Below are 16,872 nucleotides of genomic sequence, written 5' to 3'. Positions count from 1 at the left end.
TGCGGACAGTTACAAACGCTACTATAGTAGGATCGGCCCACAGAGCCGTACTCGACTCGGCGACTACCGCCACACGCGGCGCACACCGGACCGCGACCCGGTCGACCGCGTCCGACGGGACGAAGCCCGCCGCGCTTCCGGATCACGGATGCCGGGATGGACGACCCCTCGCGACGGCCGAGGCAACGCGACTTCAATTCTGAGAACTGCGTCCAACGTTTAAGTGTGATCGGGCGACAGGTCGCCGCATGTCGGACGACGTGGGGACGACGTCGACGACGGACCGGGTGTCGTCCCCGGAGTCGGTGGGGCCGACCGGGTACACCACCCCGATCGACCGCCTCCTGTACGCCCTCTTCGCCCGCCACGCCGACGACCGACGCCACGTTCGTGACCGAAAACGGTACCGCGGCACCGACCTCCGTCTCAGTTTCGACGTGTATCTCGCTCGCGTCTACGGGCTCTCGTGGGTCGTCGCGCTCGCCGTGACCGGTCCCGCCGTCGTCGCCGCCGTGACGCTCGCGGACGCGCTCCCCGAATCGGCCGTGGGAGCCCTCGATGCCGTTCTCCCACTCGCCCGGTTCGGGCTTCCGACCCCCTCGCCGACGCTCGTCGCGGTGACGGCCGCGCTGGTCGCCGGTGGGGGAGTCAAGGCCGCGATCGTCCGAGTCGGCGGCCAGTATCTGCGCTGGGTGGCGAGCGCTCGTCGGTCCGACATCGAGCGCACACTCCCCGGCGCGGTCCGGTATCTACACGTCCTCTCCTCGGGGGGTGACGGCCACCGCGCGATGCTCCGGAAAGTCGCCGACACCGACCCGTACGGGGAGACCGCGGTGTCGATCCGGGCGGTGTTGAACACCGCCTCGCTCACGGGGAGCCTCCACGAGGGCCTGCGGCGCGTCGCCCGCGACACCCCCTCTCGAGACCTACTCGCACCCTTCCTCCTGAAGTTCAGCGAACACGCCCAGCAGGGTGAGGCGGAACTCGCCAACTACCTCCGAATGGAGAGCCGGATGCTCGCCCACCGGCAGGACCGCGCCCGACAGCGAGCGACCGGATTGCTCGAACTCCTCTCGGAGGTGTTCATGGTCCTGCTGGTGTTGCCGACGCTGCTGGTGATCGTGCTGACCGTCCTCGCGATCATCTCCCCCGGCCTCTCGACGCCGGTCGCGACGCCACTCGGGACGACCACCCCCCGAGCGCTCGTCGTCTACACCAGCGCCTGCTTCGTCCTCGGCCTCGGTCTCGGCGCGAGCATCGTCGTCGCCGGACTCCGACCACCCGGACAGACCGTCGGCTACGATCGGCCACCCGGCGTCACCGCGACGCTCCTGACCGCGACCCGAAACCCAGCCAGCGCCGCCGCCGTCGCCGTCGCCCCCGCCGTCGCCGTCGGCGTCGCACTCCACGCAGTAGGGCTCGGACCGGTCGACGTCTCCCTCCTCGGCTACGCCGCCTACGCCCTCCCAGTCGGTGTCGTCGGCGTCCGACGCGCCCGCCTCGACGACGCGAAGGACCGCGAGATCAAGGACTTCGTCCACGCCGTATCCGGCCACGTCAACCTCGGTCGCCCGTTCCCGCGCGCGGTCGAACTCGTCGCCAGCGACGTTGACTTCGGGCCGCTCGACCCCGACGTGGCCGACCTCGCACTAAATCTGGGGTTCACTACGCCCGAGACGAGCACCGACGAGAACGCCCGCGCTGCGGCGCTCGACCGGTTCGTCGAAGGAGTCGGCACGCCACTCGCCGAGCAGACGGTCGGGCTGGTGACGGGGGCGCTCGACGCCGGGAGCGACGCCGGCACGGTCTTCGACACGCTCCAGACGGAGATCGGACGCCTCTACCACGAGAAGCGCGAACTCCGGGCCAACCTGCTCGCGTACGTCGCCGTCGGGTGGACGACCGCGTTGTTGGTCGTCGGCATCGCCGTCGCCGTCGGCCTCCACGTCTTCGACGGGTTCGAACAGCTCGCGAGCGTGCGTGGCGCGGGCGGCTACGTGATCGAAGGGTCGGCCATCGACATCGCCCGCGAACGCTACCGGCTCTACGTCGTCACCCAGGCGACGATGCTGGCGTCGGGGTGGTTCGCCGGCACCGCCAGCCGGGGACGCTACGAGGCGCTGTTGCACTCCGGTGCGCTCGTCGTGGTCTGTCACGCCGTCTTCGCGGGGGTGGGAATGATATGACCGATCGTGGCCAGTCGGCGATCATCGGCGTCGCCGTGTTGCTCGCTGTGACCGTCGTGAGCATCACGGCACTCACCGTCGCCGTCGGCTCCGTCGTCGACGAGAGCGCCACCGCCGCCGAGAGCCGAAGCGTCGCGTCGGCGATGGGCGACGCCCTCGACACCGAGCGCAGCGGCCCCCACGAGCGTCGCCTCCCCGTGGCCGAGGGACGACTCCGAACCGTCGAGCGGACGGTCAGGCTCCTCGACGGCACCGAACCGGTCGTCGAACGGTCGGTCGGTGGCCTCGTCTACGCCGCCGGCGACCACCGGGTCCGCTACGTCGCCGGGGGGACCGTCCGCGACACCGGGAGCGGTGCCCGCCTCCACACCCCGCCACCCGTCTCGACACGAAACCGGGCGCTGTTCGTCGGCCTGCCCGTCCTCGATGCCGACGCAGTTGCCGTCGACGGCGACGCGGTCCTGCGGACGAACGTGACCCACGAGCGTCGGCGGCTCTCGGGCAGGGGCTTCGGACTCGCGGTCGAAACCCGCACACCCGGGGTCTGGGAGCGGCGGTTCGACGCCGTTGGTGCGACGACCACTCGTCGGTCGTTCGACGACGACGGTGTCCCGAGCGTCGTCGCGCGGTTCCCGGACGTCGAGGAGGTCTACCTGTTCGTCCACGACCTGAACGTGGAGGTGGGTGGATGAGTCGTGACCGCGACCGGGGGGTCACGCCCGTCGTCGGGAAGGGACTGGAGGCCGCGATCGTCCTCCTGTACGTCGCCTCGCTGGTGACCACCCTCCACGGCGGCGTCCTCCCCGACTACCGGACCGCGGCCGCCACGGAGGTGGGCGACCGAACCCTCGCGTCGGCCGCCGAGGGAGTCGAATCGTCCGTCCCACCGCCGTCGACTGCCGTCGACGTGACCCGGACCGTCTCTCTCCCCGACACGATCGGGCGGTCCACCTACCGGATCCGCGCGGTGAACCGGACGCTCGTCCTCGACCATCCCGACGCCGACCTCGGCGGGCGCGTCCGCCTTGCGCTCCCCGACCGAGTTATCTCGGTCGAGGGGTCGTGGGAGAGCGACGACCCCGCCCGGATCCGCGTTCGGGGTGGGAACGACCGTATCCGGGTGATCCTCTCGTGAGGGGACAGACCAACCTGCTCTCTCTCGCCGTCGCGCTCGTCCTCCTGACCGGCGCGACGGTCCTCGGGGTCACGTTCGCCGACGCCGCCCTCGCCGAGGCCGACCGCGACCCGGGCGAACGCCACGCCGCCCGAGCGACCGCGGACCGACTGGTCGCCGCCGACGCCCCGACGACCGTCCGGGCGAACGCCCTCGACGCCGACGCGGTCGGCGGCCTGAACGCGACGCACCTCGACGACCTCTCACCCCCGGTCGCCGGAGCCGACGTCCGGGTCGCCATCGACGGCGACCCGGTCGTCGTCCGTGGCGCGCCCGGCGGCGGGACGACCGTCCGGCGGAGCGTCGTGGTCGTCTCCCGGTCCGAGGAGACGCGACGAGTCGACGGCCTCGACAACGGATCGACGATTCGCGTCCCCCGACGCGTCGATCGGGTGACCGTCGACATCGACCCCGGGCCGAACACCACGATTCGGACCGTCCGGGCGAACGACCGGGTCGTCCTCCACGACGACGGCGGCCTCGACATGAGTGCGACCACCCGACTCTCGCGGTACGAACCGACGACGCTCCGGGTCGACGCCGGCGCGAACGCGACCGGGCGCGTCGCAGTGACGTATCGGCCGGTGACCGTCGAGGCACGGACGCTGACGGTGACCGTCGATGCGTAGGGGTCGGGGACAGCTCTCGCTGTCGGTCGTCGAGGCGGCCGTCGGGGTCCTCCTCGTCGTCGGCGTGGCTGCGGGGTTCACCGTCGGTGTGACGCCGACACCCTCGGCGGAGCCACGACTCGACGCCCTCGCACACGACACCGTGACCGTTCTCGGTTCGGAGCCGGCGGCCGAGAGTGATGGCGCGCGACTGGTGGCGCTCGCACGAACCCAGTCCTCGTTCGAGGAGGTCCGCGGCCCGACCCGTGACCGGATCGAGCGCCTGCTTCCGGCCGATACCGCCTTCCGAGTCGTCACGCCACACGGCGCATTCGGCCACCCCCGGCCGCCCGGGCGAGTCGTCGGATCGGCGACGGCTCCGACGCGACACGGTTCGGTCACCGTCAGGGTGTGGTACGGATGACGCGCCGACGGGGACAACTCGTTCTCCTGGCTGCCGCCGTCGTCGTCACCGCCCTGGTGCCGATGTTGCTGGCGTACGCCCAACTCGGCTACGCCGGCGACGCGGCCTCCACGCCCGACGCGCGGACGACGCTCACCGACGCCGAGCGATCCCTCGAACGGTCGGTCGGCGACGCGACGACGGCGCTCTCCAACCGGACCGACGGCGGCAGACACGCGTTGCTCGCCGATCTGGTCGTCGACCGCCTCGCCCCCGCACGGGAACGGATCGAGTCGTCCGGCACGGACCGCGGCCACGCCGTCGCCGTCGTCCGCAACACTACCGCCGCGACGCGGTGGGCCGAGCGAGCGTGTCCCCGCGGCGAGGCCCGCGAGTTCGGCGACTGTGTCGTCACCGACGGCGTCGTCACGCAGACGCGGGCCGACACGACCGCCCTCGTCGCCGTCGCCGTCGACGTGCGCGTCCGCGGCCCCGACGGGACCGCCGAGACGACGCTCGTGATCCGGGGCGTCCGGGGCACGGTCGGGGTCAGTGCGCGGTCGACGCCGGAGTGACTGGACCGCGCCGTAGCATCGACGCCGCGTCGCCGTCGGGACGCGACCCGCTCGGGGCGACCCGCTTATGAGGGTCCGATCCCTTCCTCCGGCGTATGGAGTTCACTCTGCCAGTCGCTCTCGGAGTACTGCTCGTGATCGTCGCCGTCGGCGTCGGCGGCCTCGCCGCAAGCGGCGTGATGGCCGTCGGGACGATCATGATGATGGTCGCGCCCTCGATGCTCGTCTTCGGCCTGGTCGCGTTCGGCATCGGCGTCAAACACGGCGAGTTCCGCGCGACGGCCTGAGGCGGGGACCGTCGACCGTGGGACGGGGACGGGGACGGGACGCTACGCTACGCTACGACTCCGTCGCGAGTCGCTCCCGCGCCACCTCGACGTCCCGGAGGCGACTCCCCGGTGGACACGCGTCCAGCACGCTCGTCACCGTCTCGAGCGTGAGCGGCCGGAACCCCAGCAGTTCGCTGCTCACGTTCACCCGGCGCTCGTCGTACGCCACGAAGGGGTACGTCTCGGTGTCGTTGTTGTGGATGTGACCGTGGAGGACCCACCCGTCCCACGTCTCGGGGACGTCTTCGGGGCGGTGGGTGCAGTAGAACTGGTAGTCGCCGTGTGAGAGGATACAGGAGTCGAGCACGGGAAACGGGGCCGCCGCAGCGTCGAGGCCGACGTCGTGGTTGCCCCGGACGAGGACGTCGCCGTCGAGTCGCTCGAAGTACTCGATCGTCTCCCGGCCGTCCTGCATGTCCATCGCCACGTCGCCGAGGTGGATCAGCAGGTCGTCGGCCCCGACCGTCTCGTAGTGGCGGTCCAAGAGCGCCGTGTCCATCTCGCCGGCGCTGCCGAACGGCCGATCACAGTACCCGATGATGTTGTCGTGGCCGAAGTGGTGATCGGAGATGACGTACCGGGCCATACGTCCGCGTGGTCGCCCCGTGGATTAACCGTTCGGGTGGAGGGTCCGCGTCGTCCGGTGCTTCGCGGGGGTTCGAACCCCTGGAAGATCTGCCGTCTCCCCGAAAGCCCGGCATATTTCACGCCGCGTCCCTGCGGGTGAGGTATGGCCGACGACCACGGCGGGTTCGAGGGCGTCCGCGAGAACGTCGACGGCCATCCGATGGTGAACCTGCTGGCCTACGCAACGGCCTACTGGCCACGCCTGTTCGTCGGCATCCTGTCGGCGTTCGTGACGCGCTTTGCCCGCCTCGTCCCGCCGATCATCGTCGCCGCCGCCATCGATCGGGTCGTCCTCTCCAGTGGCGAACCCGGCCTGCTGACGACGGTCGGCCTCCTGCCGCCGGGACGGATCACCGGCGAGGCCGCGAAGATCGACTTCCTCCAGCGACTCGTCGTCATCGCCGCCATCGCCTACCTCGTCCGGTCGGTCACCCGCTTTACCTCGCGGTATCTCCTCCAGTCGACCGCCCAGAAGATCCAGCGCGACCTCCGAAACGACACGTACGACCACCTCCAACACCTCTCGCTCGACTTCTTCACCGACCACCAGACCGGCGGGATGATGTCCATCCTCAACAGCGACATCAACCGACTGGAGTCGTTCCTGAACACGGAGTTTCGACAGCTGATCCGCGTGGTGGCGACCGTCGGCGGCATCGCGGCCGTGCTGTACTGGCACTCGCCGACGCTGGCGCTGATCGCGCTCGCACCGGTCCCGATCATCGGCGTCGCCAGCGGCTACTTCCTGACGTGGATCGAGCCACGGTATCGGTCGATCCGACAGACCGTCTCGCGGCTCAACACGCGCCTCGACAACAACCTCAGCGGCGCTCCGGTGATCAAGGCGTTCGACCGCTACGACTTCGAGCGCCGGCGCGTCACCGACCAGAGCCAGCGCTACCACGACGAGAAGGTGGCCGCCCTCCGAATCAGACGGGCCTTCTTCGCCGGCCTCCGCCTGCTGACCGGCGTCGTCTTCGTCGGCATCCTCTACGTCGCGGGGATGGACTTCATCACCAGCGCCGACGGCGAGGCCGCCCTCCAGACCGGGACGTTCGCGCTCTTTTTCCTCTACCTTCGCCGCCTCTACTCGCCGATGCGCCGCGTCGGTAAGTCGGCGAACAAGTACCAACTCGCCAAGTCGAGTGCCGAACGCGTCTTCGGCCTGCTGGGGCGCGAACCGACGATCACCGACCCGGAGGACCCCTACAACCCCGAGGCCGTCGACGGGGCCGTCACGTTCGACGACGTCACCTTCGCCTACGGCGACGAACCACCCGTGGTTCGGGGCGTCGACCTCGACGTCCCCGCCGGCGCGACGGTCGGCCTCGCCGGACGGACCGGTGCGGGCAAGTCCACGCTCCTGAAGCTTCTCCCCCGGTTCTACGACGTGGACGCCGGCTCGGTTCGGGTCGACGGCGTCGACGTCCGGGAGTACCGCCTGCGAGCGCTCCGGGACGCCGTCGCGGTCGTCGAACAGCAGCCGTACCTCTTCTCGGGGACCGTCGCCGAGAACGTCGCCTACGGCGACCGCGAGGTGTTGGACGGCGAGGAATCGGGTGATCCCGACGCACGCGAGCGGGTCCGTGCGGCCACGGTAGCCGCCGAAGCCCACGAGTTCGTCGCCGACCTCCCGGACGGCTACGACACGCGGATCGGGGAGCGCGGCATCAAGCTCTCGGGCGGCCAGCGCCAGCGGATCGCCATCGCGCGCGCGCTCCTGAACGACCCCGAGATCATCATCTTCGACGAGGCGACCAGCGACGTCGACACGGAGACCGAGGAGCGCATCCAGGAGAGCATCGAACGACTCGTCGCGGACCGCACCGCGTTCGTCATCGCCCACCGTCTCTCGACGATCAAGGACGCCGACCGGATCGTCGTGATGGACGACGGGAGGGTCGTCGAGCAAGGGAGCCACGACGAGTTGCTCGCCGGCGGCGGCGACTACGCCGACCTCTGGCACGCCCAAGCCGACGAGCGTCCGGTGGGAACCAACGCCCTCGACGACTGAGCCGGAACGCGCCGCCGACGACCGCTCCGCCCCGCAGAGACCTCGTCGCTCCGAACGAACCGGTATTGAACTATCGAACCACCTTTTCCGTCGGGCGTCGTAGTCGGCCGACATGCGTCTCGCATCCGCGTCAGCGATGCTGGTCGAAGCCGGCGGCTCGCCCGGGAACACACCCCGGGTCGCTGGCCGCGTCGACGGCGATCGCATCCTCGTTCCCCTGCTGTCGTCCGGGGTGCCCGCGGCGTCCGACCAGGTCCGTGTCGCGGCGTCGCTGGCGCGCGCGTCGGAGTCGGTTCTCCACGTCACCGATCCGACTACGGCGGCCGACCGATCGACGACGGTCCACGGCGCAGACCTAACCGTCGGCGACGAACCCGACCTGTTGGACCGGGCGGTCGAGGACGACACGCCCTCGGCGTCGCACGCCGACACGGGGCTCCGGTACACACACCGCCTCGCGAACGGGCTGTTGCGATCGATCGATCGACACGACGTCGACACCCTCGTCCTGCCCGGTCGGACCGGGTCGGGACTGCTCCGCCGGGGACTCGCCGAACGGCTGGCGCTCCACGCTGGCTGTGACGTCGTCACCGTGAGCGGGGAGTGTGGCTACGAACGGGTTCCCTCGATCCTCCTCGCCGTCGCCGGGGGACCCCACTCCGGTCTGGCGGCGGACGTGGCGGGACACATCGCCGCCGACGCCGATGCGTGGGTCGACGTGTTTCACGTCGTCGACGAGGACGCGTCGTCCGAGCGGCGTAGCCGAGCGGAGGCACACGTCGAGGCGGCGGCCCGCCGGATCGCCCGCCCGGACGCGACGTCGACGCGGATCGTCGAGGCCGAGAGCGCCGCCGAAGCCATCATCACCCAGTCGGCGTACTACGGGCTCGCGGTCGTCGGCGCGCCGACCAAGGGACGCCTCCGGCAGTTCATCGCCGGGTCGACGAACCGGACCGTCCGGGACAACGCCCGGAGCGTCGTCCTCTCCGTTCGGGCCGACTGATCGCCGCCCTCACCCGAGCAGGTACCGAAGCCAGGGGTAACGCTCGATCAGCGGCCGGCCCCCGACGTCGTACCCCTCGACGTACGCGTCCAGCCCGAGGATTCGCCCCGCGCCGAACGCGGCGACGGAGAGGAAGACGAGCATGTACGCGAAGTCACCGTTGATGTAGCCGTGGGCGATCTCCCAGTTGCCGAGATAGAACAGCAACATCAGGAACGCCCCCCAGAAGGCGGCGAGGCGTGTCAGAAGCCCGACTATCAGGCCCAGACCGATCAGCACCTCACCCCACGGGACGGCCACGTTGACGAACTCGACGAACCACGGTGTCTGTCCCATAGTGACGAACAGATCCGCGGCCGGACTGCCGTTCGACGGCGGCGCGTTCTGCAGGTACCCCGCCGCGTCGAAACTCCCCGAAAGTACCTTCTCGATTCCACTCTGGAAGAAGGCGATGCCCATCATGAGCCTGAGCGCGAGGATGAACCAGACGCTCAGCGTGTGGATCCTCCCCTCGGCCGTGATCCCGCCGATGGTGCTTCGGATGTTGATTTCGGTGGCTGTGATATTCGGCTGTTCACTCGGATCGGACATAAAGTCACACGCCGATAGTCAGACACCGGGACTTGGCCGCAGCCTCCCGTTTGGACCGCGCTCCGGGACGGTTTTTTGTCGGTGCCGGAGAAGGAGTCCGACATGAAGCGGACGGACGGCGACCGACCGGCAGGCAGTCCCACCACGGCCGACGACCCACCCGACATCGACGACGTGTTCGAAGAACTCGAGGAGTTGGCGGAGTTGGTCGACTCGCCGGACGAACGAAAGCAAGTCATGGAAACCATGCAGACGCTCCGCCGGTCGCGGTCCGGCCGACTGGTCGGTCACCTGCGGGACACGTTCGACAGCCGCGACGTCGGCGAGGCGCTCGTGGGGAGTTTCGTCTTCGGCATCCCCATGGTCGTCGAGGAGGGAACGCTCGAAGTCGGCGCACACATCGCCACCCATCCGCTCTTGCTTGGGGTGACACTCGCCTTCGGCGCGACGCTCGTCTACGGCATCCTCCACGCCGTGGAGTTCGAGCGGATTCGGGAGGACATGCTGTTCGGCGTCGTCTCGGTCCGTCTGGTGACCATCCCCCTGCTCGCGACCGCCATGGGCTTCGGACTGATGACCGCCTGGGGGCGGGTCGACTGGGGGACCCCCCTGATCGCCGCCGGACAGTGTCTCGTCACGTCGACGGTGATGGCCGTCGGTGCCTCCCTCGGCGACGTGTTACCCGGGTAGGTGCTCGCCGTGGCCGCGCTTGACCGCGTCGGCCGCCGGGCAGCGCGCCTCACTCCTCCAGTTCGCTGACCGCCGCGTCCGCGGCGACCCGCTTGACGCTCTCGATGCCGCGTTTCGCCCCCTGTTTCGAGCTGTACCCCTCGCCGCTGTCGGCGATGATGTTGCCGTTCGAGGCGACGAGCCGCCACCGCCACTCGTCGGCCGCGTCGACGAACAGTTCGAATCGTGCGTTCGGCATGGCTCACCGTTCGGCGGAGCGCAACAAGAAACCCGGGGTGGAAACGGTAGTCGTCGGACTGAAACCCGTCGCGCCGGTAGTGGACGTATGACCGACACGGACGACTACGCCGACCGCCTGCGCGCGAACCGGGCGGAGAAGGACCGCGTCTTCGCCGAGGAGCGGAGTTCACCGATCCCGCCCGAGAAGCGCGAGGGCTTCGACGGCCTCGACTACTTCGCTCCCGACGCCGACTACCGGGTCACGGCGACCGTCACCGCCCACGACGACCCCGAACCCATCGAGATGGAGACGAGCGACGGCCGGACGGTCCGGTACCTGCGTGTCGTCTCCCTCGACTTCGACCTCGACGGCGAGAGCCACACCCTCCACGGCTACCGCCAGGACGGTGGGGACGGGGAGCTGTTCGTCCCCTTCCGCGACAAGACGACCGGGCAGGCGACGTACCACGGCGGCCGGTACATGGAGCTCGCCCCCGACGGCGACCTCTCCGATGGCGACGAGGTTCCCATCGACTTCAACCTCGCGTACACGCCGTTCTGTGCGTTCAGCGACGCCTTCTCCTGTCCGCTCCCGCCCGAGGAGAACTGGCTGGAGACGACGGTTCCGGCGGGCGAGCGGACGCCCGACGTCTAACCCGCGGTCGGACTCGATCGCTCACGGACCGAACGCGCGTTCGAAGCGCGTGGTGGCCTCGTCGGTGCCGACGACGACGACCCCGTCTCCGGATTCGATCGTGAACGTCTCGGGGTCGAACCCCGTGATCGTTTCCCCGTCGCGTTCGACCGCGACGACGGTACAGCCGGTCTCCGCCCGAACCGCTCGTTCGGCGACCGTGTGGCCCGCCAGCTCCCCCGCCGGGAAGCGGACGACGTTGACGCGCTGGTCGTACGCGAGCACCTCCTCGTCCTCGAACACCGTCGAGGCCAGCATCCGACCGCTGACCGTCGCCAGCGACTGGACGTACTCCCCGCCGGCCCGATACAACTTCTCGACGTTCGCCTCCTCGTTCGCCCGGACGAAGATGTGGAGCTCCGGGTTCAGTTCGCGGGCGATGAGCGTCGTGAGGATCGCCGTCGTGTCGTCGCCGACGGTCAGGATCAGTGCCGAACTGTTCTCGATCCCCGCCTCCCGGAGCACGGCCGGGTCGCGCGTGTCCCCCACGACGTCGATGTCGTCACCGTCCTCGGCGTCGATGACGGTCGGCCGCGCGCCGGATCGCACCAGCGCCTCGTGGGCCGCCGCCCCCGAGTCGCCGTGGCCCGCGAGGACGATGCGTCCCGAGGCGGCGAACTCGTGGACCGTCGCGCCCGTCGCCCGTCGCAGGCGGTCGACGGCCTCGGCCTCGCCGACCGCCAGGAGCCGCATCCCCCCCGCGAGCCGTTCGTACGGGTCGACTGGCGTCCGGAAGTCGCCGTCGACCCACGTCCCGATCACGTTCACGCCGAACCGTTCGCGGAGCCCCGCGTCGGCGAACGTCCGCCCGCACAGGTCGCTCTCGGGTGCGACCGTGAGTTCGACGAGTTCGAACTCCTCGCCCAGCGCGACGGTTTCGGCGTCTCCCGCGACGACGGTCGGGACGCGCCTCGCGAGGCTCGACCCGAGCAACTGCCGCGGCGAGAGCACCTCGTCGACGCCGGCCGCGCGGTGGTAGCGGGCGAGCTCCGCGTCCTCGACGAGCGTGATCACGGGGACGTCCGGGCGACGGTCCCGGATCGACAGCGCGATGCTCGCGTTCGTGTCGTCGGCCGCGTCGGCGACGACGGCGATAGCCGAGTCGATCCCCGCGTTCGCGAGCGACGCCGTCGACTCGGGGTCACCGTGGACGACCCGGTAGCCCGACTCGTGGAGGTCGCTCGCCGTCGCCTCGTCGGGCTCGACGAGGACGTACGCCCGCTCTCTGGCCTCCAGTTCCGTGACGAAGGCGTCGGTTCGTGAGGTGTGTTTACAGATAACGACGTGGTCGTCGAGGTCCGGAATCGCTTCGGGAGCGGTCGGCGCGAGCGCCTCCCGGAGCCACGGCACGGCGAACACGTCCACGGCAGTGAGGATGAGCCCGATACCGACGAGCTGCATCGTGATCGCCAGCAGGTTCATCTGTGGCGTCCGCCACGGTGCGTCCTCGCCGTACCCGGTGGTCGTGAAGCTCTGGATCACGACCTCGAGCGAGCGATACAGCGGCTGTGGCCGCCCTTCCCACGTCGCCATCCCGACGTTGTAGGTGACGGTGAACAGGCCGGTCGCCGCGGCGACCAAGGCGAGATAGTAGACGGTCCGGCGGGTCCGAAACGGCATACCGGAGCCAACAGCTCGGGGGTATTTATACGGTCGATGTGCGCTCGCCGCGGTCGCTCACTCCGTGAGGTGGTCGCACAGGTCGTCGGTGACGGCGACGGTCTTCGCGTCGCCGCCGATGTCGGCGGTGCGTGGCGCGTCGGGGTCGGCCAACTGGTCGGCGACGGCCCCCCAGAGCGCCTCGGCCACCGCGTCCTCGCCGAGGTGCTCGAACATGAGCGATCCGGAGAGCACCGTGCCGAGGGGGTTGGCGATCCCCTGACCCATGATGTCGAAGGCGCTCCCGTGGACCGGTTCGAACATCGAGGGGAACTCGCGGCTGGGGTCGATGTTCGTCGACGGCGCGAGGCCGAGACTCCCCATGATCCCCCCGCCGAGGTCGGTGAGGATGTCGCCGAAGAGGTTGGAGGCGACGACGACGTCGAACTCGTCGGGGCGGCGGACGAAGTCCATGCTCGCGGCGTCGACGAGGAGGCGTTCGACCTCCACGTCGGGGTACTCCTCGCTCACTTCGGCGACGATGTCGTCCCAGAAGACCATGCCGTGGGCCTGCGCGTTGGACTTCGTGACGTTCGTCAACTTGCCGTCGCGCTCGCTCGCCGCCTCGAAGGCGGGGCGGACGACCGCCTCGGTCGCTTCGCGGGTGAACACCGACGCCTGCACCGCCACCTCGTTCCCGAAGCCACGGTGTTCGCGCCCGCCCACGTCGGCGTACTCCCCCTCCGTGTTCTGTCGGTAGACGACGAAGTCGATGTCGCCGCCCTCGTAGCCCCGGAGGGGACTCCGGACGCCCTCGAACAGGTGCGAGGGGCGCTTACAGACGTGCTGGTTGAACCCCTTCGTGATCGGGAGGCGGAGGCCACGGAGCGTGACGTGGTCGGGCACGTCGGGGTGGCCCACCGCACCCAGGAGGATGGCGTCGAACGACTCCAACCGGTCCAGGCCGTCCTCGGGCATCATCGACCCCTCGTCGAGGTAGCGCTGGCTCCCCCAGTCGAACCAGGTCGTCGCCACGTCGACGCCGTGGGCGGCCGCCGCGTCGACCAACAGCGGTTCGACGGCGTCGACGACTTCGTTGCCGATCCCGTCGCCCGGAATCACTGCGATATCGTAGGACATGGGCGTGCGTCGCCGGGCGTCCTGATAAATGGTCCGGGGACGGGGCGGCAGTCACACCCCGCCCGCGGCGCAGTTGTTCGGCCCCAGTTCGAGTTCGAACGCGGTCTCGTCGTCGACGGTCTCCACGCCTCGGTTGACGGCGGCGATCCGAGCGGCGTTGGCCGGTTCCGCCCCGGCGCGGGTGACCCGGTCGACGAACGTCGACTCGTCCGTGCCGAAGAGGGGGAGTCGGCCCCGGAGGTCGCCGAGTCGGGCGACTGCCGGCGTGTCGTCGCCAACGCCCGCGTCGGTGTGACCGGGCGCGACGAGGACGTCGTCGCCGAACGCGCCCAGTCGCTCGGTGAGCGTCGCGTACAGCTCTCGGGCCTGCACAGCGGGGTCGGCGTCCTCCTGTAGGTCGGGTCGGGCGACGGCGTCGAGGAAGAGGCTATCACCCGTCAGGAGGGTCCCGCCGATCCGGAACCCGGTCATTCCCGTCGTGTGGCCGGGGAGTGCGACGGCCGCGACGCTCGCGCCACCCACGTCGAGGACGTCGCCGTCGCGGACCATGTCGAACGTGCCGACGACGCCGCGCCCGACCGCCGACGCCGACAGCACGGGCGTCGCGTCGGTCGCCGCCGAAAGCGCCCGCACCCCGCTGACGTGGTCGGCGTGGACGTGCGTGTCGACGGCGTACGTGATCGTCGCGCCCAGATCGGCGGCGTCCGCGCGGTACCGGTCGACGAAGGCACGCAGCGGGTCGATCACGGCCATCTCGCCGCCCGCGACGACGGCGTAGCCGAGACACCCACTCGCGGGGCGGTGGTACTGGTAGACCGTGGCGTCACCCCCCTCGGCGGGCACCGGCGAGCGACCGAGCAGTCGCGCCCACGCGTCCATGCCACCCGCGAGGTTCTCGGCGTCGACCCCCGCCGCCGCGAGTCCCGCGGCCACCTCCGCGCTCGCCTCGCCCCGCGGGCAGACGACGACGATCGGTTCGCGGGCGTTCGCCGGCACAAGGTCCGCGGCCCCACCCGTGGCACCGGCGGCGACGAACTTCATATAGGGGACGTGGTGGCGGTCGACCGACGGCCCCTCGATCCGCCAGCGGTCTACATCGTCGCGGTTTCGGACGTCGAGCAGCGTCACCGGGTCGCCCGCGGCCAGTCGATCCCGGAGCGCGGCCGCGGTGACGCTGCCGGCGGTGTCGGTCATCGGCGTCCCTACGCTCCCGAGGGCGTTAAGCGTTGGAGTCGCCGACAGAGTGAGGCGTATCGCCACCCAAGCGGAGGGTATGGACGGCGACAGCCTGGTCGAGACGGTGACCGACCGCACGACCACGGAACTCGACCGCCTCGGCTCGGAGAAGGCACTGGTCGCGACGACGGAGGCGCGCCTCGACCGCACGCACGTGGTGTCGGCGACCGTCGACGCCGAGCGCCGCGCCGCGGCGACGTTCGAGCGGTGGGCCGACGCCGAGACCGACCCCGAGGCGCGGGCCGCCTTCGAACGCGTCGCGGCCTTGGAGCGAGAACACGCGGAGCGGGCGGCCGCGCTGTCGGAGACGGCGGTCGACGACGCCGAGCCCGATCCGGATCCGATCCACGACTACCTCCGGGGGCTGGAGACGACGCCGGAGCGAGTCGCCGCGGGACTCGTCGCGCGCCCACTCGTGAGTGCCCGATCGCTGCTCCAGGTGGTGAACTTCTTCGTCAACGAGGCCGACGAGACTGCGGCCGACACGATCCGGGACCTCCGCGCGGAGACGGAGGCACTCGTCGACGAGGGGGGTGCCCTCCTCGAGGACTGCTGTGCGGGCGAGGCGGACTGGGAGCGCGCGGCGACGGCCGCAGAGCGGACGGTCGACGTCGCCTACGAGGAGTACGAGCGCCGACTCGACGGCCTCGGGATCGATCCGAAACCGGTGTGTTGAGCGACCGGGGAGTCGGGGTCACTCCGCGCCCGTCGTCTCGTCGACGGCAACGTCCCCGAGCATCGCTCTCTCGACGTGCCCGTGGGGACGCCCGCCGCCGACCTCCTCTAAGCGGCGGGCGGACCGATCGGCTCCCTCTCGGATACCGAAGTCCTCCTGCATGGGGGCCCGGGGTGGTGTTTCCGGACCGACGGCGCGCCCGCGACGTTCCGGGCGTCCAAGCGGACCAACGGCCTCCTCGTCCTCGACACGGATACCGTAGCCGCCAACACGTACGGCGAGGGTCGGATCGACGTCCTCGACACCCGCGGCTGGACGGCGGGCGATCACGAGACCGACCCGACGCGACTGGTCCCCGACGCAGTCGGCGTCCCCTCATGACCAACGGCGGCATCGGCGTCGTCGGGGCCGGGAAGCCGGTCGTCTCGCCCGGCGACGAGGTGGCCGCGGGCGAGATGGTCGCCACGCCCGGCGACGGGGTCAGCAACGCCCACCACGTCCCCATCGAGGGGACGGTCACGGCGATGGACGACGGCCGCGCCGAGGTCCGGTCAGACGTCTGCCCGGTCGACTAGGGGTCGAGCGTCGTCGTCGCCGTCGCCGCCCGTATCCACGCGGTGGGGTTCGTCCGGTCGCAGATCACCATCGACGTGCCGTCCTCGTAGGCGGCGTAGTCGTCGAGGTCGATCGGGTCGGGGGCGGTACCCCCTCCGGCGAGCGGTCGGTCCTGCATTGGTCGGTGGTCCACCGAGCGACCACGTCACTCGACCGATTCGCTCCCGTCGACGCCGTCTTGGGGGTCGGGATCCTACGCCCGCCGTGTCCAGCGAGTTCTCCGGCGACGTGATGGACGTCCTCGGCCAGTTGTTCGAGTCGGCGGTGACGGCGCTCGACGACGGCGACCCGGACACCGCTCGACAGTGCCTCACGAGCGCCGAGACGGTGGCGACGAACAAACTCCCCGAGTGCGAGTTCCGCTCCCGCCTGCTCCAGGGCTGTGACCGGGCGCTGGCGGCGGTCGACACCGATCCGCCCACGGCCATCGAGCACTGTCGGGCGATGGCTCGCGAGGTCGACTCGCGCCGGTAGTCCGGATCGAGGGTTTATT

The 16,872-nt window shown here is 70.3% G+C and carries 22 protein-coding genes; 14 read left to right on the top strand and 8 right to left on the bottom strand.

The features are described 5' to 3' along the window. Positions 1 to 248 precede the first annotated feature (248 nt). From NBT81_RS03725 to NBT81_RS03695, 7 genes are all read left to right on the top strand, one after another. Positions 249 to 2,186 (top strand): type II secretion system F family protein, encoded by a 1,938-nt coding sequence (locus NBT81_RS03725; protein ID WP_338741157.1) that lies wholly within the window; start codon positions 249 to 251, stop codon positions 2,184 to 2,186. Continuing rightward, positions 2,183 to 2,878, top strand: coding sequence for a DUF7289 family protein (locus NBT81_RS03720; RefSeq protein ID WP_338741156.1), 696 nt, complete (start codon positions 2,183 to 2,185; stop codon positions 2,876 to 2,878). Before NBT81_RS03725 ends, NBT81_RS03720 begins: the two co-directional genes overlap by 4 nt. After that, entirely contained in the window at positions 2,875 to 3,321 is a 447-nt protein-coding gene (locus NBT81_RS03715; protein ID WP_338741155.1) for a DUF7266 family protein, read from the top strand. Before NBT81_RS03720 ends, NBT81_RS03715 begins: the two co-directional genes overlap by 4 nt. Then, positions 3,318 to 3,989 carry a DUF7263 family protein gene (locus NBT81_RS03710; protein WP_338741154.1) on the top strand — a complete coding sequence of 224 codons (672 nt, stop codon included), beginning with the start codon at positions 3,318 to 3,320 and terminating at the stop codon, positions 3,987 to 3,989. The genes NBT81_RS03715 and NBT81_RS03710 overlap by 4 nt, the downstream gene beginning before the upstream one ends. After that, positions 3,982 to 4,392: a DUF7262 family protein gene (locus NBT81_RS03705; protein WP_338741152.1), complete on the top strand. Its 411-nt coding sequence runs from the start codon at positions 3,982 to 3,984 to the stop codon at positions 4,390 to 4,392. The genes NBT81_RS03710 and NBT81_RS03705 overlap by 8 nt, the downstream gene beginning before the upstream one ends. After that, positions 4,389 to 4,946: a DUF7261 family protein gene (locus NBT81_RS03700; protein ID WP_338741150.1), complete on the top strand. Its 558-nt coding sequence runs from the start codon at positions 4,389 to 4,391 to the stop codon at positions 4,944 to 4,946. Before NBT81_RS03705 ends, NBT81_RS03700 begins: the two co-directional genes overlap by 4 nt. 95 nt (positions 4,947 to 5,041) lie before the next feature. Then, complete coding sequence (locus tag NBT81_RS03695; RefSeq protein ID WP_338741148.1) at positions 5,042 to 5,233, top strand: DUF7333 family protein; 192 nt, start codon at positions 5,042 to 5,044, stop codon at positions 5,231 to 5,233. Positions 5,234 to 5,285: 52 nt separating this feature from the next. Here the strand turns inward: NBT81_RS03695 and NBT81_RS03690 are convergent, their stop codons facing one another. Continuing rightward, complete coding sequence (locus NBT81_RS03690) at positions 5,286 to 5,861, bottom strand: metallophosphoesterase family protein (protein ID WP_338741147.1); 576 nt, start codon at positions 5,859 to 5,861, stop codon at positions 5,286 to 5,288. Between the two features lie 144 nt (positions 5,862 to 6,005). Here NBT81_RS03690 and NBT81_RS03685 point away from each other — a divergent pair, with 144 nt between their 5' ends. Both NBT81_RS03685 and NBT81_RS03680 read left to right on the top strand, forming a co-directional pair. Continuing rightward, on the top strand, positions 6,006 to 7,916 hold the full coding sequence (locus NBT81_RS03685) for an ABC transporter ATP-binding protein (RefSeq protein WP_338741146.1): 1,911 nt from the start codon (positions 6,006 to 6,008) through the stop codon (positions 7,914 to 7,916). Between the two features lie 112 nt (positions 7,917 to 8,028). Further along, on the top strand, positions 8,029 to 8,919 hold the full coding sequence (locus tag NBT81_RS03680; protein ID WP_338741145.1) for a universal stress protein: 891 nt from the start codon (positions 8,029 to 8,031) through the stop codon (positions 8,917 to 8,919). Positions 8,920 to 8,928: 9 nt separating this feature from the next. Here the strand turns inward: NBT81_RS03680 and NBT81_RS03675 are convergent, their stop codons facing one another. Next, on the bottom strand, positions 8,929 to 9,510 hold the full coding sequence (locus NBT81_RS03675) for a DoxX family protein (protein ID WP_425498725.1): 582 nt from the start codon (positions 9,508 to 9,510) through the stop codon (positions 8,929 to 8,931). Positions 9,511 to 9,612: 102 nt separating this feature from the next. Between NBT81_RS03675 and NBT81_RS03670 the strand changes: the two genes are divergently transcribed. After that, positions 9,613 to 10,200: a hypothetical protein gene (locus NBT81_RS03670; RefSeq protein ID WP_338741144.1), complete on the top strand. Its 588-nt coding sequence runs from the start codon at positions 9,613 to 9,615 to the stop codon at positions 10,198 to 10,200. Positions 10,201 to 10,249: 49 nt separating this feature from the next. On the opposite strand, the gene NBT81_RS03665 is transcribed toward NBT81_RS03670, so the two are convergent. Then, the gene (locus tag NBT81_RS03665) at positions 10,250 to 10,438 is read right to left on the bottom strand and encodes an HVO_2922 family protein (protein WP_338741143.1); all 189 of its coding nucleotides are present in this window, start codon (positions 10,436 to 10,438) and stop codon (positions 10,250 to 10,252) included. Positions 10,439 to 10,525: 87 nt separating this feature from the next. On the opposite strand from NBT81_RS03665, the gene NBT81_RS03660 reads away from it, so the two are divergent. After that, the gene (locus tag NBT81_RS03660) at positions 10,526 to 11,074 is read left to right on the top strand and encodes a DUF1684 domain-containing protein (RefSeq protein ID WP_338741142.1); all 549 of its coding nucleotides are present in this window, start codon (positions 10,526 to 10,528) and stop codon (positions 11,072 to 11,074) included. A 21-nt stretch (positions 11,075 to 11,095) separates the two neighbouring features. Here the strand turns inward: NBT81_RS03660 and NBT81_RS03655 are convergent, their stop codons facing one another. Genes NBT81_RS03655 through NBT81_RS03645 form a run of 3 tightly spaced genes read right to left on the bottom strand, consistent with a single transcriptional unit; the run spans position 11,096 to position 15,046 of the window. Beyond that, positions 11,096 to 12,733 (bottom strand): potassium channel family protein, encoded by a 1,638-nt coding sequence (locus tag NBT81_RS03655; protein ID WP_338741140.1) that lies wholly within the window; start codon positions 12,731 to 12,733, stop codon positions 11,096 to 11,098. Between the two features lie 57 nt (positions 12,734 to 12,790). Further along, on the bottom strand, positions 12,791 to 13,852 hold the full coding sequence (locus NBT81_RS03650) for an isocitrate/isopropylmalate dehydrogenase family protein (RefSeq protein ID WP_338741138.1): 1,062 nt from the start codon (positions 13,850 to 13,852) through the stop codon (positions 12,791 to 12,793). Positions 13,853 to 13,903: 51 nt separating this feature from the next. Further along, positions 13,904 to 15,046, bottom strand: a complete 1,143-nt coding sequence (locus tag NBT81_RS03645; RefSeq protein ID WP_338741136.1) for an MBL fold metallo-hydrolase — start codon at positions 15,044 to 15,046, stop codon at positions 13,904 to 13,906. 79 nt (positions 15,047 to 15,125) lie between these two features. Between NBT81_RS03645 and NBT81_RS03640 the strand changes: the two genes are divergently transcribed. Continuing rightward, positions 15,126 to 15,764: a hypothetical protein gene (locus NBT81_RS03640; protein ID WP_338741135.1), complete on the top strand. Its 639-nt coding sequence runs from the start codon at positions 15,126 to 15,128 to the stop codon at positions 15,762 to 15,764. 18 nt (positions 15,765 to 15,782) lie between these two features. Here the strand turns inward: NBT81_RS03640 and NBT81_RS03635 are convergent, their stop codons facing one another. Further along, positions 15,783 to 16,094 (bottom strand): hypothetical protein, encoded by a 312-nt coding sequence (locus tag NBT81_RS03635; RefSeq protein ID WP_338741133.1) that lies wholly within the window; start codon positions 16,092 to 16,094, stop codon positions 15,783 to 15,785. A gap of 47 nt (positions 16,095 to 16,141) precedes the next feature. Here NBT81_RS03635 and NBT81_RS03630 point away from each other — a divergent pair, with 47 nt between their 5' ends. Beyond that, positions 16,142 to 16,339: a hypothetical protein gene (locus tag NBT81_RS03630; RefSeq protein WP_338741131.1), complete on the top strand. Its 198-nt coding sequence runs from the start codon at positions 16,142 to 16,144 to the stop codon at positions 16,337 to 16,339. Here the strand turns inward: NBT81_RS03630 and NBT81_RS03625 are convergent. After that, complete coding sequence (locus tag NBT81_RS03625) at positions 16,336 to 16,512, bottom strand: DUF7331 family protein (protein ID WP_338741130.1); 177 nt, start codon at positions 16,510 to 16,512, stop codon at positions 16,336 to 16,338. The genes NBT81_RS03630 and NBT81_RS03625 overlap by 4 nt on opposite strands. Positions 16,513 to 16,583: 71 nt before the next feature. Between NBT81_RS03625 and NBT81_RS03620 the strand changes: the two genes are divergently transcribed. After that, positions 16,584 to 16,853 carry a hypothetical protein gene (locus tag NBT81_RS03620; RefSeq protein ID WP_338741128.1) on the top strand — a complete coding sequence of 90 codons (270 nt, stop codon included), beginning with the start codon at positions 16,584 to 16,586 and terminating at the stop codon, positions 16,851 to 16,853. The last annotated feature ends 19 nt before the right edge of the window (positions 16,854 to 16,872 follow it).

Origin of the sequence: Haloplanus sp. CK5-1 (assembly GCF_037201915.1) — an archaeon.
Lineage (GTDB): Archaea > Halobacteriota > Halobacteria > Halobacteriales > Haloferacaceae > Haloplanus > Haloplanus salilacus.
This window is presented reverse-complemented; position numbering and strand designations above follow the sequence as displayed.

What these genes read in the sequence shown, in the direction of transcription:
- NBT81_RS03655 (WP_338741140.1), bottom strand. Translation starts at nt 12,733, where the DNA reads ATGCCGTTTCGGACCCGCCGGACCGTCTACTATCTCGCCTTGGTCGCC.
- NBT81_RS03680 (WP_338741145.1), top strand. Translation starts at nt 8,029, where the DNA reads ATGCGTCTCGCATCCGCGTCAGCGATGCTGGTCGAAGCCGGCGGCTCG.
- NBT81_RS03705 (WP_338741152.1), top strand. Translation starts at nt 3,982, where the DNA reads ATGCGTAGGGGTCGGGGACAGCTCTCGCTGTCGGTCGTCGAGGCGGCC.
- NBT81_RS03720 (WP_338741156.1), top strand. Translation starts at nt 2,183, where the DNA reads ATGACCGATCGTGGCCAGTCGGCGATCATCGGCGTCGCCGTGTTGCTC.
- NBT81_RS03640 (WP_338741135.1), top strand. Translation starts at nt 15,126, where the DNA reads ATGGACGGCGACAGCCTGGTCGAGACGGTGACCGACCGCACGACCACG.
- NBT81_RS03690 (WP_338741147.1), bottom strand. Translation starts at nt 5,861, where the DNA reads ATGGCCCGGTACGTCATCTCCGATCACCACTTCGGCCACGACAACATC.
- NBT81_RS03685 (WP_338741146.1), top strand. Translation starts at nt 6,006, where the DNA reads ATGGCCGACGACCACGGCGGGTTCGAGGGCGTCCGCGAGAACGTCGAC.
- NBT81_RS03645 (WP_338741136.1), bottom strand. Translation starts at nt 15,046, where the DNA reads ATGACCGACACCGCCGGCAGCGTCACCGCGGCCGCGCTCCGGGATCGA.
- NBT81_RS03630 (WP_338741131.1), top strand. Translation starts at nt 16,142, where the DNA reads ATGACCAACGGCGGCATCGGCGTCGTCGGGGCCGGGAAGCCGGTCGTC.
- NBT81_RS03650 (WP_338741138.1), bottom strand. Translation starts at nt 13,852, where the DNA reads ATGTCCTACGATATCGCAGTGATTCCGGGCGACGGGATCGGCAACGAA.
- NBT81_RS03695 (WP_338741148.1), top strand. Translation starts at nt 5,042, where the DNA reads ATGGAGTTCACTCTGCCAGTCGCTCTCGGAGTACTGCTCGTGATCGTC.
- NBT81_RS03660 (WP_338741142.1), top strand. Translation starts at nt 10,526, where the DNA reads ATGACCGACACGGACGACTACGCCGACCGCCTGCGCGCGAACCGGGCG.
- NBT81_RS03700 (WP_338741150.1), top strand. Translation starts at nt 4,389, where the DNA reads ATGACGCGCCGACGGGGACAACTCGTTCTCCTGGCTGCCGCCGTCGTC.
- NBT81_RS03725 (WP_338741157.1), top strand. Translation starts at nt 249, where the DNA reads ATGTCGGACGACGTGGGGACGACGTCGACGACGGACCGGGTGTCGTCC.
- NBT81_RS03665 (WP_338741143.1), bottom strand. Translation starts at nt 10,438, where the DNA reads ATGCCGAACGCACGATTCGAACTGTTCGTCGACGCGGCCGACGAGTGG.
- NBT81_RS03670 (WP_338741144.1), top strand. Translation starts at nt 9,613, where the DNA reads ATGAAGCGGACGGACGGCGACCGACCGGCAGGCAGTCCCACCACGGCC.
- NBT81_RS03715 (WP_338741155.1), top strand. Translation starts at nt 2,875, where the DNA reads ATGAGTCGTGACCGCGACCGGGGGGTCACGCCCGTCGTCGGGAAGGGA.
- NBT81_RS03675 (WP_425498725.1), bottom strand. Translation starts at nt 9,510, where the DNA reads ATGTCCGATCCGAGTGAACAGCCGAATATCACAGCCACCGAAATCAAC.